Annotated in this window: 13 protein-coding genes; 6 read left to right on the forward strand and 7 right to left on the reverse strand. The window is 63.6% G+C overall.

Translation table 11 applies throughout. From position 1 onward, the window contains the following. Positions 1-9: 9 nt before the first annotated feature. Positions 10-2,175 carry an excinuclease ABC subunit UvrB gene (gene uvrB / locus BLT42_RS07590; RefSeq protein WP_091769278.1) on the reverse strand — a complete coding sequence of 722 codons (2,166 nt, stop codon included), beginning with the start codon at positions 2,173-2,175 and terminating at the stop codon, positions 10-12. A gap of 154 nt (positions 2,176-2,329) precedes the next feature. Here uvrB and BLT42_RS07595 point away from each other — a divergent pair, with 154 nt between their 5' ends. Continuing rightward, on the forward strand, positions 2,330-2,764 hold the full coding sequence (locus BLT42_RS07595) for a response regulator (RefSeq protein WP_091769281.1): 435 nt from the start codon (positions 2,330-2,332) through the stop codon (positions 2,762-2,764). 55 nt (positions 2,765-2,819) lie between these two features. Next, positions 2,820-3,275, forward strand: a complete 456-nt coding sequence (locus BLT42_RS07600) for a response regulator (protein WP_091769283.1) — start codon at positions 2,820-2,822, stop codon at positions 3,273-3,275. Positions 3,276-3,300: 25 nt separating this feature from the next. Here the strand turns inward: BLT42_RS07600 and BLT42_RS07605 are convergent, their stop codons facing one another. Further along, positions 3,301-3,693, reverse strand: coding sequence for a DUF3775 domain-containing protein (locus BLT42_RS07605; protein ID WP_091769286.1), 393 nt, complete (start codon positions 3,691-3,693; stop codon positions 3,301-3,303). Between the two features lie 267 nt (positions 3,694-3,960). Here BLT42_RS07605 and BLT42_RS07610 point away from each other — a divergent pair, with 267 nt between their 5' ends. Continuing rightward, positions 3,961-4,470 carry a response regulator gene (locus BLT42_RS07610; RefSeq protein ID WP_091769288.1) on the forward strand — a complete coding sequence of 170 codons (510 nt, stop codon included), beginning with the start codon at positions 3,961-3,963 and terminating at the stop codon, positions 4,468-4,470. 9 nt (positions 4,471-4,479) lie between these two features. Here the strand turns inward: BLT42_RS07610 and BLT42_RS07615 are convergent, their stop codons facing one another. Genes BLT42_RS07615 through BLT42_RS07625 form a run of 3 tightly spaced genes read right to left on the reverse strand, consistent with a single transcriptional unit; the run spans position 4,480 to position 6,700 of the window. Continuing rightward, positions 4,480-4,818 carry a hypothetical protein gene (locus BLT42_RS07615; RefSeq protein WP_143024080.1) on the reverse strand — a complete coding sequence of 113 codons (339 nt, stop codon included), beginning with the start codon at positions 4,816-4,818 and terminating at the stop codon, positions 4,480-4,482. A gap of 52 nt (positions 4,819-4,870) precedes the next feature. Next, on the reverse strand, positions 4,871-5,902 hold the full coding sequence (locus BLT42_RS07620) for a threonine aldolase family protein (RefSeq protein ID WP_091769294.1): 1,032 nt from the start codon (positions 5,900-5,902) through the stop codon (positions 4,871-4,873). Between the two features lie 33 nt (positions 5,903-5,935). Beyond that, complete coding sequence (locus BLT42_RS07625) at positions 5,936-6,700, reverse strand: hypothetical protein (RefSeq protein WP_091769298.1); 765 nt, start codon at positions 6,698-6,700, stop codon at positions 5,936-5,938. Positions 6,701-6,905: 205 nt separating this feature from the next. Between BLT42_RS07625 and BLT42_RS07630 the strand changes: the two genes are divergently transcribed. Next, positions 6,906-7,346, forward strand: a complete 441-nt coding sequence (locus BLT42_RS07630) for a hypothetical protein (protein WP_091769301.1) — start codon at positions 6,906-6,908, stop codon at positions 7,344-7,346. A gap of 300 nt (positions 7,347-7,646) precedes the next feature. On the opposite strand, the gene BLT42_RS07635 is transcribed toward BLT42_RS07630, so the two are convergent. Together BLT42_RS07635 and BLT42_RS07640 are read right to left on the reverse strand one after the other, a co-directional pair. Beyond that, entirely contained in the window at positions 7,647-8,216 is a 570-nt protein-coding gene (locus tag BLT42_RS07635; RefSeq protein WP_143024081.1) for a class GN sortase, read from the reverse strand. Further along, positions 8,213-10,465 carry a marine proteobacterial sortase target protein gene (locus tag BLT42_RS07640; RefSeq protein ID WP_091769306.1) on the reverse strand — a complete coding sequence of 751 codons (2,253 nt, stop codon included), beginning with the start codon at positions 10,463-10,465 and terminating at the stop codon, positions 8,213-8,215. Before BLT42_RS07640 ends, BLT42_RS07635 begins: the two co-directional genes overlap by 4 nt. A 305-nt stretch (positions 10,466-10,770) precedes the next feature. Here BLT42_RS07640 and BLT42_RS07645 point away from each other — a divergent pair, with 305 nt between their 5' ends. Then, positions 10,771-11,982, forward strand: a complete 1,212-nt coding sequence (locus tag BLT42_RS07645) for a pyridoxal phosphate-dependent aminotransferase (RefSeq protein ID WP_091769309.1) — start codon at positions 10,771-10,773, stop codon at positions 11,980-11,982. A gap of 111 nt (positions 11,983-12,093) precedes the next feature. Beyond that, positions 12,094-12,561, forward strand: a complete 468-nt coding sequence (locus BLT42_RS07650) for a Dps family protein (protein WP_143024082.1) — start codon at positions 12,094-12,096, stop codon at positions 12,559-12,561. The last annotated feature ends 372 nt before the right edge of the window (positions 12,562-12,933 follow it).

Raw genomic sequence — 12,933 nt, forward strand, 5'->3', positions numbered from 1 at the left:
GGCTTTCACCTAACCCTCCAGCTTCTTAATCTCATCCCTTAACCTCGCCGCCTCCTCAAACTCCAGATCCGCCGCCGCTTCGCGCATCCGCTTCTCCAGATCCGCAATGACCGCGATGACATTGCCGCCATAGCCGGCCTGGTCCTGGTCGCGCATGCCCTTGGGCTTGCCGGAGCCCTTGCCGCCGCGCCAGGCGCCGGGGCTGCGGGCTTTGGCCTGTTTTTCCATGACTTGTTCGAGAATGTCGGAGACGCCGCGTTTGATGGTGAGCGGGGTGATGTTGTGTTCTTCGTTATAGGCGACCTGTTTGGCGCGGCGGCGGTCGGTTTCGCCGATGGCGCGGTCCATCGAGCCGGTGCGGCGGTCGGCATAGAGGATGACTTTGGATTCGCTGTTTCTCGCGGCGCGGCCGATGGTCTGGATCAGGCTGGTTTCCGAGCGCAGGAAGCCTTCCTTGTCGGCGTCGAGAATGGCGACGAGGCCGCATTCGGGGATGTCGAGGCCTTCGCGGAGCAGGTTGATGCCGACCAGCACGTCATAAGTGCCCAGGCGCAGATCGCGGATCAGTTCGATCCGCTCCACCGTGTCGACGTCGGAATGCATATAGCGGACCTTGAGGCCCTGCTCATGCATGTATTCGGTCAGATCCTCGGCCATGCGTTTGGTGAGGACGGTGACGAGGGTGCGCATGCCGGCTTCGGCGGTCTTTCGGGCCTCGTCGATGACATCATCGACCTGGCTGGCACCATCAAGCGAGACCGGGCGGATCTCGACCGGCGGGTCGATCAGGCCGGTCGGGCGGATGACCTGTTCGACGAAGACGCCGCCGGTCTGGTTGAGTTCCCAATTGCCCGGCGTCGCCGAGACGCTGATGGTCTGGGGGCGCATGGCATCCCATTCCTCGAATTTGAGCGGGCGGTTATCGAGGCAGGAGGGCAGGCGGAAGCCGTGATCGGCCAGCGTCTTCTTGCGCGAGAAATCGCCTTTGAACATCGCCCCGAGCTGGGGGATGGAGACATGGCTTTCATCGGCGAAGACGATGGCGTTTTCCGGGATGTATTCGAACATGGTCGGCGGCGGCTCGCCCGGTTTGCGGCCGGTGAGATAGCGGGAGTAATTCTCGATGCCGGCGCAGGAACCGGTCGCCTGCAGCATTTCCAGATCGAATTCTGTGCGCTGGGACAGGCGCTGGGCCTCGAGCAGCTGGCCTTCGCTCTCCATCCAGGCGAGGCGGGTCTTGAGCTCGTCCTTGATCGACTGGATCGCCTGGTTGAGGGTCGGTTTCGGGGTCACATAGTGGGAATTGGCGTAGAATTTGACGCTCTTCAGATCGGTGATGGCGCGGCCGGTCAGCGGGTCGAACTCGGTCACCGTCTCCAGCTCGTCGCCGAAGAAGGAGAGGCGCCAGGCGCGGTCATCATAGTGGGCCGGGAAAACCTCGAGACTATCCCCGCGCACGCGGAAAGTGCCGCGGCCGAAAGCGGCGTCGTTTCGGATATATTGCAGATCGACCAGTTGGCGCATCACCGCACGCGGATCGGCGGTGTCACCGGGCTTCAGCTCGAAGGTCATCGCGGTATAGGTTTCGACCGAGCCGATGCCGTAAATGCAGGAGACCGAGGCGATAATGATCACATCATCGCGTTCGAGGATGGAGCGCGTCGCGGCATGGCGCATCCGGTCGATGGCCTCATTGATCGAGCTCTCCTTCTCGATATAGGTATCGGTCCGCGCGACATAGGCTTCGGGCATGTAGTAGTCGTAGTATGAGACAAAATACTCGACCGCATTATCAGGAAAAAATGATTTGAACTCGCCATACAACTGGGCTGCCAGGGTCTTGTTGGGGGCGAGGATCAGGGCCGGGCGCTGCACCGCCTCGATCACCTTGGCCATGGTGAAGGTCTTGCCGGTGCCGGTGGCGCCGAGCAGGACCTGGTCGCGTTCGCCGCCATTGATCGCCTCGACGAGTTCGGCGATGGCCTGGGGTTGATCGCCGGTGGGTTCGAACTCGGCGACACAGCGAAAGCGTTGACCGCCTTCCGATTTTGCCGGCCGGTCGGGCCGGTGCGGTTCCCAATTCTCGATCGGATGCGCCGGCGCGATCGCCGGCACGGTGTCGAGCACGAAGTCTTCCGGTGCGGCGAGGCTGTCGTCGAGGGTAAGTTTGACCATGGCCGAGATATACGCACGCCAGGCCGCCGCGACCAGAGGGGCCGGGTGCGATGCTGACGTCAGGCTGTCAGGAGGCGCTCATATCGAATTAACCACGGGTAGGCGGATATTAAGCCGCAGGCGCTAGTCTGCGGGTTCTGTTCTGGAGATCCCGATGTCTGCGTTTGACCTGTCCGGCCTTAATATTCTGCTGCTCGATGACAGCCGCTCGATCCGGCAGGTGCTCACAACCCTGTTGCGGGGGCTGGGCGTGACACGGATTTATGAAAGCCGCGACGCCGATGAGGCCCTCGTCACCGCGCGCCTGTGCCGGCCTGATCTGGCGCTGGTCGATTATGATCTCGGCCTGACCAGCGGGCTGGAGGCGGTCCGGCGCTTCCGGGATGCGCGTTGCAGTCCGCGGCCGGACCTGCCGATCATCCTGCTGGCGCCGCCGAACTTGCCGCACGTCTCGCGCGGTGCCGAGGCCGCCGGGATCGACGCCATCCTGCCCAAGCCGGTCAATGCAACGACATTGGCGGCGCACATTCACCAGATCGCGCAGGCCGGTGCCTTGCGCGCGCTCTCGCCGCTATCCCGTACCGCTTAATCAGTAATTCAGTTCTTTCAGGCTACTGAAAGGCACCAGCACGCCGAGGTTCGCAATGCCAAATCAAATTCTGCTAGGAGTTCGCATCCTGATTGTCGAGGACGTTGCCGCGACCCGACGCCTGATCGCACGCTTGCTTGGCAGTCTCGGTTGCCATGACCTGATTGAGGCAGATGGTGTCGAAGGCGCCTGGCAGCACCTTAACCGGCAACAGATTGATTTGATGCTGCTCGATTATGAACTCCTCGATGGAACCGGCATCAAGCTGATGCAGGAATTGCGTGCCAATTCCGCCTCGCCCAACCAGTCCGTTCCGACCATCATGTTGACCGGTCATTCCGAGGCGGCGGTTGTCGAGCAATCCATCCGCGCCGGCGCCGATGGCTTTCTGGTGAAGCCGGTCATGCCGGACAAGCTGGGGCGGCGCATCCTGGAAGTCCTGTCCAGTCGAAAAAGCGATATCGTCCGGGCGGCCGGACAAGGTCCAAAGACTGAAGTGCAGTGGATCTAGACTCGCCTGTCCCGGCGCGCCGGTATCATGCGTCGTCGAACACCCCGGCCTCGATCACGGCGTCCAGACCCGTTTCCAGATAATCGCCCAGCATGGGCGCTCCGAGCAGGTATTCGGCGGTTGGTGAGCTGCGGCGCGCCAGGGCTTCCCTGACCGCAGCGATGAATTCGCTGCCATCGAAATCGCCCCGGCCGATCCAGTACAGGGCCACCAGTTCGACCTGGCTCTCCTCATCAAGGCAATCGATCCAGTTCTTGATCTCGTCGCGGATGGGGTCACGATCTCCGGTCAGCATCGATTCGACAAAATCAACTTCGGAACTGTCCGGGTCCGATTGAAAATCGTCGATTTGTTCCTTGCTGTCATAGGCTCGGGCCCGAAAGATCAGGCTGCGGACTGACTTTTCTGCCATATTCATGGCCACGTCCTTTTCCTCATTTGCCGTGTCGGCGGCTGGCCGGGCGATGTTAGCATAATGGGCGCGCGAAAGTGAGCCGGTGGCCTGGCGCGCGCGAAGCGTGAAGGGCAGCGGCAGGGTGCGGCTCCGCTAACCCACTGGAAACTGGTGCCGCACTGCACAAACTGGCGCTCAAGCCAAACTGGCGCATGCCGGGGCAAGACTTGGTTAAGGTCAAACGGGCAGACTCGAACCGTCCAGAGATTCACCACTGCTCAGTGAGACCCCATGTCCGGCAGTTTCGACCGCATCCGTGTCCTGATCGTTGAGGACAATGCGCACATGTCGACGATCCTGCGCACCATCCTGCAAGGGTTTGGTGTCCGCACGATTATCGAGGTGCGCGACGCCGCCGATGCGTTTGAAACCATGCGCGACGTCAATCCGGATTTTGCGCTGGTCGATTACATGCTGGGCGATCTGAACGGCCTGGAATTCACGCGCCTGGTCCGCACCGCATCCGATAGTGCCAACAAGTATCTGCCGATTATCATGGTCACCGGTCACACCGACCGTTCCAAGGTCATCGAGGCGATCAATGCCGGCGTCAATGAATACCTCGCCAAGCCGGTTCGTCCGGTTGACCTGTTCCGCCGCATCTCGGCACTGATCGAACGGCCGCGCCGCTTCGTGAAGGCGTCGACCTATTTCGGCCCCGACCGCCGCCGCCGGCAGGATCCGCGCTTTGCCGGTCCCTGGCGCCGTTCCACCGATGATGAAGAGGCCGAGGCCTCCTGAGCCCGGTCCCTAAGGTGAGGCCCGCTCGCTGCTGGCCATCTCCCTGTAAATATTGAAGACGATCACAACTTCTTCGGCACCGACGGCCTTGCGCTTGCGGATGATCGAGGCGAAGTCTGCGTTATTGACCAGTAGTTCCGGTCCGACCCTGACCAATTCCTCCCGGGTGATCAGGGCGGTGTCGCAGCTTAGCGGCGCACCGCAGCCGGACCGGCAGCTGATCGCGTCCGCCTGACTCAGCATTTCCCCAAGTGCGATGGACGCGTCGCGGTCAGCAATGAAGACGCGGCCGAAAGGATCAAAGCCCACCGAACTGAGATGAAACAATACTCCACGACCTTGTGCCATGGCTCCCTCCTGTCGATTGAGACACAAGGTGTACACCTTTTGTTCCGCAATCTCAAGGCGAGAATCGATTCGCGGCGGCGATCAGGCCCCGGATCTCATCGGCCAGGGTGCACCAGCTGGTGACGAAGCGGGCAGAGCCGTCGGGCCATTGGTAGAAGCGGGCACCAGCGGCGCGCATACGGTCTGCGAGGGGTTCCGGAATGCGGGCGAAAACCTCATTGCCATCAACCGAATGCAGAATCTCGACGCGCGGGAGGGCGGCCAGTCCGGCGGCGAGCTCGCCGGCACGGGCATTGGCAGCCCGCGCCAGGTCCAGCCAGAGATCATCGTCCAGCCAGGCTTCGAACTGTGCGGCCATGAAGCGCATTTTTGGCGCCATATGACCCCCACGTTTCTGCCGCCCCTGCAGGGCTTCGAACCGGTCGAGCACGGACGGGAAGAGCACGACCGCCTCGGCCCCGAGCGCCCCGTTCTTGGTCGCGCCGAAGCACAAGGCATCGACGCCGGCCTTCCAGGTCAGTTCCGCCGGTGTGCAGCCCAGCGAAACCAGCGCGTTGGCAAAGCGGGCTCCGTCCATGTGGACCAGGGCCGGGCGTTGCCTGAGCCGCCCTGTGCGTTCGGTGACTTCAGAGACCGAGTAGGCGGTGCCGCTTTCAGTCAGATTGGACAGTGAGAGCACGCGCACCGGGCTGGTGTGGACAAAGCCTTCGGGGATTTCTGCCAGGGCCCGGTCGAGCGCGGACAGGTCGATCTTGGCATGCGCCCCGGTCAGCGGGATGAGCTTGGCACCGCCGGTGAAGAATTCCGGTGCACCGCGCTCGTCGCGATGGATATGGGCCTCGTCATGACACAGGATGGCACCATCGGGCGGGCACAGGACGGACAGCGCCAGAGCGTTCGAGGCGGTTCCGGAAACCGCGAACAAGACCTTGAGATCGCACTCGAATATCTCGCGCAGCCGGGTCTCGACCCGGGCGGAAATCGCGTCATGGCCATAGCTGGACTCGAAGCCGGTATTGGCGGCGGCGATGGCTTCGATCAGTCGGGGATGGGCGGGGGCGGTGGTGTCGGACAGGAAGTTCATGGGCGGCAGAAGAAACCGGCTTGCCGCGGATCGTCAATCTCGAAACGCCGGATCGGGGTGGCGCGGCGGCAGGCTGTCGCGCATCTGATCGGCGGATGAGGTCGGGCTCTGGCGGGTATCTGCGAGGGTTGGCTGACCGGACAGATCAGCAAGCGGCAGGCCATCCCCTTCAAATAAAGCACGAATTTGCTCCGGACTCATATCGCGACCGATCGCGGCGCGCTGTCCGGCCTCCAGATTGGCATCGCTGGCATAGCGCAGCATGGACAGCCCGTCGGGATGGGGATCATCCGGGCAATGACCGGCTTCGCGGGTGGCCTCTGATGAGGTGAGGCAGAAGATTTCGCGGATGACGAAGGGCGTTCCGGTCAGGGCCGCACTCTCGGGGAGCGCCCCGATTGCGTAGTCGGCAAGCGCGGTCGGCTCGTCGGCTATAACGCTGCTATTGACCAGGCTTTCATCATCGGTTGGCCTCGCATTGGCCTGCTGTTGGTCCGCTATTGCCTCGCGGCTTTGCGGATCGTTGGCGTCCTCGGGGTCTGATGGCGGTACGGGGACAAGGTCGGGCGAAACCTCCTGCGGTTCGATTTCCGGTTCCGGCTCCGGTTCAGGCTCCGGTTCAGGCGCGATCTCGGCGACCAGCTGCAGATCGATGACGTTGAGGGGCGGGGTCGCAATCGGTGCCTGTGGCAGCAACAGGATGATTGCGAGCAAAACCCCATTGGCCAGCACGGCCAGCGCCCAGGCGAGGACACGGCGCGTGCGCACAAATGCGGGTCGGACGGCGGCCTGGCCCAAACAAAACTCCCAACAGCCCCCGCCGTGGCTCTATCGCTAGCCGACGGAGCGCGCAGACGCCAGCCTGACAACATGACAATCCGGTAAACCTGCACGCGCACTTTGTGCGCGCAGAGGGGCGTTATACTCTGTGCGCCGACCGTGCGGCCCCTGGCACAGCAGGTTGCATGCGCCCATGATACCGGAACCCAGTCTCGGACCCGCCATGACGGAACGTTATTACAATAAGGGCATTGCCCCGAAACTGGTCCTGGCCTGTCCGAAATGCGGCGCCGGGGCCCGGTTCGAGAGCCTGTATGGCGATCAGCCGCTGCCGGTCCTGCTCGCCGACGGCAAGGCCGGAACGAAACAGTCCTGGGCCGGTCGGCTCAGCTGTCTGGGTTGCGGCCTCAACCGGACGCATGAGGTCGACTGGCCGCGCGAGGCCTTCTACCAGCTGGAGTATCGCGGCGAGACGCTTTGGGCCTTCGACCGGGCGATGATGGCGGACATTGCGGCCTATCTCGGTGCCGGCCCGGACCGCGATACGGTGCGCCGCCAGAGCCCGCATGCGACGCGCCTGATGCGTCTGCCCAAGACGTTTCTGTCGGCCAGGGCGCGCGAGACGCTGATCACGAAGATCGAGGCCTTGCTGGGGCGCGGCTGAAGGTCAGGTCGATGACCGCCAACAATTCCAGAACCGGCATGAATTCCATCGTCAAACGGTATGCGGGATGCGACAGGACCATGCCGGGAAGCGGTTATTGCCATCATCGCCGGGATTGAGCCGCAATGAGATCGGACGGTCGGCGATAAAGGGGAGGTCGAAGATCAGCCGGCAATCGCCGGTGCGTGCCCTGCGCGGGATGGGCCTTGCGCCATGTCGATCATTCCCGTCAGCGCATCCCCGATGGGGTCCGTGCCCACGGCGCGTCAATCATGGCCCATCGCTCTGGCGGCGCCTGGATCAGGCCTGCCCCTGTTTCTCCGCCCAGACCACATAGCGTTCCGGCCCGGGGACCAGCGCCCCGAACGGCCAGCATGTCACCAGCGCCAGCCTGGATGGGCCTGTCTGCGGCTCAATGCCGGACCGGGTCGCGTCGACGATCTGGGTATGGGTGACGCGGTACTCGATCCGGTGGCCCGACGCGGTTTCCAGCATCACGGTATCGCCGGCGGTCAGGTCCTTGAGAAATTCGAAATGCGTGTCGCGATGGGCGGCGATGATGGCGGTGCCCGGTTCGCCGGGGGCGGCGGAGACATTCAGCAGGGCGGGACCGAAGGCGAGGGCTTCGCCGCCGGCTTCGGCGAGGACGATGGCGTGTTGCCCGAGGGCAGGGACGGAGAGCCGGGCCACGGGCCAGGTATCGGCCCAGGGCCATGGTGTCGCCGCGACCTCTCCGTCGATCGCACGCGTCCAGGCCCTTGCGAGCAGGACTTGTGCGAGCTCCGCTTTCGCGGTCAGGACGAGGCCCTGACCGAAGATCGCGGCACCGGTGATGAGCATCAGTGCCGCGATGAGGGTGGAGCGGTTCACCACAGACGCCGCTCGCGATTGGTGATGAGCCAGACCAGGGCGATCAGCATCATCAGGCCGCCGAGCCCCATCAGAAGCTCACGTGGCGTTGCGGTGGCGGGCAGCGGGACACCATCGGCGTCGAGCGGCACGGCATCGGGGGCCTGGCCCGGCCGCAGCCGGGACAGCATCGACGGATCAAGTCCGGCGTGCTGCACCGGCCCGATGCGATCATCCATGACGGCCTCGAAATCCCAGCCATGCGGCACCATCAGTGGCACATCGCGCTGGACGAGTTGATCGCCAACCGGGCGTGCCGGGGTCGCATCGACGGCGACGAGGCTGGTCAGCCGGGTGACGAGGTGGAAGTCGAGAGCGGTCTCCAGCACTGAGGCGTCGATGGCGGTCGGCGTGGCGCCCTGGAAGCGCATTTCCTCCAGCGCCCGGATGCGGTTGCGGGCCCAGAGCGTGGCGACACCTCTGGCGGGCCGGGCTTCAGCCAGGGCGATGTCCTGCTGCCAGGTCGATCCGGCGAGCGCGCCTTCGAGCCGCATCACGCCGTCGGGGCCGGCGAGGCGTGCGGTCAGCAGGACCGGTTCGCCATAATAGAGATCGGGCAGGGGAGCCGGCCAGATCTCGCTCAGGGCCCCGGCCGGGAAAAGCGCGTCGAGATCGGTCATCACCGGGCGTTCCAGAGCCGTGAACAGGGCATCCATGGCGCCAGCGACTTCATTGACATCACCGATATGGGTGAAGGTGCCGCGGCCCAGCCGCGCCGCGCGGCTCATGAAATAGGTATTCGGTGCGGCGCCAATCCCGACAGGGAAGAGGCGCGACCGGCCCAGCCCTTGATCGATGGCGGTGAAGAGTTCGGCCTCATTGCCAATGGCACCGTCGGTGAGGAAGACCACCTGGCGGACGCGGGCTGTGTCTTGCGGCGTGTTGTCGACGAGAGCAGCCCTCAGCGCCGGCAGCATCACGGTGCCGCCTTCGGCTTCCAGCCTTGAGGCAAAGCGCCGGGCCCGGGCGATATTGGCTGGCGTGGCATCGACGGCGGCGGGAAAGACGCGCTCCATCGTGTTGTCAAAGCGGATCAGGTTGAAGCGATCGCCGGGCTCGAGCCGGCTGAGGGCGGCGACGAGGGCCTCGCGGGCCTGGCGCATGGAGGCGCCGGCCATCGAGCCGGAATTATCGATCACGAAAATCGTTTCCCGCGGCCGGCGCGGCGTGTCGGCGCCGAGCGTCGCGGGCGGCAGGATCTGGGCGAGGAGATAGGTTTGCCCGTCGACCGCTTCGGTGAAGAGTGCCGCGCTGGGGGCGGTTTCGTCGGCGGGGCGCCAGGTGAGCACGAAATCGCGATTGGCGGGGATGGGGCCATCGGCCAGCGAGATGATGGCGTGGCCAGGCTGCGACCGGTCGACCAGGGTGGCGTGATACTGGCTGGCGACCTGTCCGAGCGCGAAGCCCGGCTGGAGGTCGGCGCGGATGCTGACGGGCAGGCGCAAATAGGCGCCAGGTTCGGCAGATGGGTGCATCAAGGGCGGTGTGATCCGCATGGCGTCGGCAAGCGCCGCCAGATCCTCACCACCATCCGCGGCGAAGACGAAGCCTTCCGGCTGCGGGATATAACGCGGCGTGATTGCCAGCGGCACGCGAAGTTCGAATGTGCCGTCATTCAGACGCGCGACATCCTGGTATTCAATCTGGACGATAATGGTGTCGCCGGGGCCGATATTCGCCACCGAAGTGGTGAACATATTGGGCCTTTCCTGTTCAACCAGGCTGGCCCGCTGGCCATTGGCGCGCGCGGCCTCATAAATCTGGCGCGCCTGTTCGCGTTCATGGATTTCTCCTTCGATGAAGCGGTCACCAATCTGCATCCGCAACCGGTCGACACCGCTATCGGCGGGCATCGGGAAGACATAGGTCGCTTCAACCCAGGCGTCGGACGGGTTCTCGAAGCGCTGGGTGATGATGGCGCGCACGATGGGGCCGGCGATGTCGAGGCGGATATCGGTCGCCACCAGCGGTGCCGGGACGTAGAGCCCGCCGTCCACGGTCTTGAGCAGGAGCGCGCCCTCATTGATCTCGCTGAGGCGGACCATGCCGGCCTGGGCGAATTCTGCAGATGTGAGTTGCGATTCAGCTGGCGCCGCATCGGCGTGCGCCTCCGACCAGAAGAAGAGGCTGGCGCCAAAAACGGCGATTGCGGTGATCAGCCCCAGCCAGGCCTGTCCGCCAGCGGGTCTGTGTGAGTGTCCGGATGCCATGTGTCTTCCCCTGTCCCTGTTTTTGACCGGCCACCCGATGAGCGTGCTCGAACGGGCGACCGGTCTCCCTGTCCACAGTCAGGCTGGGCCGCGATTGGGCGCGTCGCGGGGCGGGTTTGCGGCCATTGCGGGGAAAATTGGGGCGATGTCTGGGCGTGCCACCGGATGTTGCATCGCAATATTTTCCTGCACGTCTTTGCGGCAAATACGGGGTTTGCGCATTTGTCGCTGATGCGGGGATTGGCGCGTGCACAGAGCGGGATTAGGCTTGCGCAACGTCAATCATTCGATTCAGGACATCCCCGATGACATTCGAGCCCTCCGACGCGCTGAAGCGCGTGAAACCGTCTGCGACCCTGGCCGTGACCCAGAAGGCGCGCGATCTGAAGGCGAAGGGGATTGACGTCATTTCGCTCGGCGCCGGCGAGCCGGATTTCGATACCCCCGATCATATCAAGGAAGCGGCCATCGACGCGATCCGCCGCGGCGAAACCAAATACACCGCCGTGGACGGGATCGCAGAACTGAAGACGGCGATCATCAAGAAATTCCGCCGCGACAATTCGCTCGAATACACCGCAGCCCAGGTGCATGTCGCGCCGGGCGGCAAGCCGGTGATCTTCAACGCCTTCGCCGCCAGCCTCAATCCCGGCGATGAAGTCATCATCCCGGCGCCCTATTGGGTGACCTATCCGGAAGTCGTACGGCTGCTCGGTGGCGAGGCGGTGTGCGTCAAGACGGATATTGGCAATGGCTTCAAGATCACCGCCGATGAACTGGCCGCCGCGATCACGCCGAAGACGCGCTGGCTGATCCTCAACTCGCCGTCCAATCCGACCGGGATGGGCTATAGCGCCGAGGATTTGCGCGCGCTGGCCGATGTCCTGCTCAAGCATCCCCAGGTCTGGATCATGACCGACGACATGTATGAGCACATCGTCTATGGCGACTATAAATTCGCCACCATCGCCGAGGTCGAGCCGCGGCTCTATGATCGCACCCTGACGATGAATGGCGTCTCCAAGGCCTATTCGATGACCGGCTGGCGGATTGGCTATGCCGCCGGCCCCGTCGAGCTGATCAATGGCATGCGCAAGGTGATCTCGCAGACCACCTCCAATCCATGCTCGATCAGCCAGTGGGCGGCGGTAGCCGCGCTCAATGGCGATCACAGTTTCCTGGACGCGCGCAATGCCGCTTTCCTACGGCGCCGTGATCTCGTGCTCGACTGGGTCAATCAGTGCGAGGGACTGGTCGCGCCGACACCGGAAGGGGCGTTCTATGTGTTCGCCGATTGTGCCGGTGTGATCGGCAAGACGGCACCGAACGGAACCGTGATCGAGAATGACAATGATTTCTGTTCGGCCCTGCTCGATGCCGAGGCCGTTGCGGTGGTGCCGGGCATCGCCTTCGGGCTCGAGCCCGGTTTCCGGATTTCCTACGCGACCTCCGATGACCTGCTCAAGGAGGCCGGGGTGCGGATCAAGCGTTTCTGTGCTGCCCTGACGGCGAAATAGAAAAAATCTATCGCTCCGCCAATGTTTCCTGATTGGAATTATGTGGTGGGGTCGGGCATGTTGTTTTTAACCACAGCGGCCCCCGCCGCAGGTGACAAAAGGAGATAGAACATGAGCATCAATATGGGCCTTACAGACGATCAGCGCACGGCCATGGCCAACGCCGTCACGGCAGTCCTGGCAGATACTTATGCGCTGTATTTCAAGACGCATGTCTACCACTGGAACGTCACCGGCCCGCGTTTCCACGACCTGCATCTCCTGTTCGAACAGCAGTATAACGAGCTGTGGCTGGCGACCGACGATATTGCCGAGCGTGTCCGCGCGCTCGATTTCAAGGCACCGGCCTCCTACGCCGCCATGGCTGCCGCCGCGACGGTGAATTCCGAGGGCAAGGCCCAGAAGGCCGATGTGATGATTGCCGATCTTCTGCGCGGTCACGAGGCGGTTGTCGCCACGATCCGCAAGGCCCTGGAACTGGCCGCCGAGCATGGCGATGACGCCACGGCCGACGTGCTCAGCCCGCGCCTGACGACGCACGAAAAATACGCCTGGATGCTGCGCTCCACCCTGGGCTGATCTGACCCGGCAATCGCGCCTGAATACAAAGATGCCCCGGCCAACAGGCCGGGGCAGTTTCGTGTCTGGGCTCGGGTAAGCCAAAATGAGGGCGCCGGACCCGGGGGGAGGGGAGGGTCCGGCGCAATTTGCATACCTCACGGGGAGGAGGGGTATGCGAATCCCATTGGAGGGAAGGAGGCGGTGTCGCCACCGCGTCTGTGAGAGCTATATGAGCCATGTTGCACCGCAGCACCAGACGCGATCCGGCATATTGGTCATGCAGAAATGAAGCGTCACTCTGGATGATCCATGCAGAAGCTTGATGGCTGGGCGAGCCATCAAACCGTGCCGGCAAATCCACCCTCAACCCGGCCCTTCCGGAAACACGCA

The sequence above is a fragment of the Maricaulis salignorans genome (genome assembly GCF_900103475.1).
GTDB classification, from domain to species: Bacteria; Pseudomonadota; Alphaproteobacteria; order Caulobacterales; family Maricaulaceae; genus Maricaulis; species Maricaulis salignorans.

What these genes read in the sequence shown, in the direction of transcription:
- BLT42_RS07630 (WP_091769301.1), top strand. Translation starts at nt 6,906, where the DNA reads ATGACGGAACGTTATTACAATAAGGGCATTGCCCCGAAACTGGTCCTG.
- BLT42_RS07605 (WP_091769286.1), bottom strand. Translation starts at nt 3,693, where the DNA reads ATGAATATGGCAGAAAAGTCAGTCCGCAGCCTGATCTTTCGGGCCCGA.
- BLT42_RS07610 (WP_091769288.1), top strand. Translation starts at nt 3,961, where the DNA reads ATGTCCGGCAGTTTCGACCGCATCCGTGTCCTGATCGTTGAGGACAAT.
- BLT42_RS07650 (WP_143024082.1), top strand. Translation starts at nt 12,094, where the DNA reads ATGAGCATCAATATGGGCCTTACAGACGATCAGCGCACGGCCATGGCC.
- BLT42_RS07595 (WP_091769281.1), top strand. Translation starts at nt 2,330, where the DNA reads ATGTCTGCGTTTGACCTGTCCGGCCTTAATATTCTGCTGCTCGATGAC.
- BLT42_RS07640 (WP_091769306.1), bottom strand. Translation starts at nt 10,465, where the DNA reads ATGGCATCCGGACACTCACACAGACCCGCTGGCGGACAGGCCTGGCTG.
- BLT42_RS07600 (WP_091769283.1), top strand. Translation starts at nt 2,820, where the DNA reads ATGCCAAATCAAATTCTGCTAGGAGTTCGCATCCTGATTGTCGAGGAC.
- BLT42_RS07620 (WP_091769294.1), bottom strand. Translation starts at nt 5,902, where the DNA reads ATGAACTTCCTGTCCGACACCACCGCCCCCGCCCATCCCCGACTGATC.
- uvrB (WP_091769278.1), bottom strand. Translation starts at nt 2,175, where the DNA reads ATGGTCAAACTTACCCTCGACGACAGCCTCGCCGCACCGGAAGACTTC.
- BLT42_RS07615 (WP_143024080.1), bottom strand. Translation starts at nt 4,818, where the DNA reads ATGGCACAAGGTCGTGGAGTATTGTTTCATCTCAGTTCGGTGGGCTTT.
- BLT42_RS07645 (WP_091769309.1), top strand. Translation starts at nt 10,771, where the DNA reads ATGACATTCGAGCCCTCCGACGCGCTGAAGCGCGTGAAACCGTCTGCG.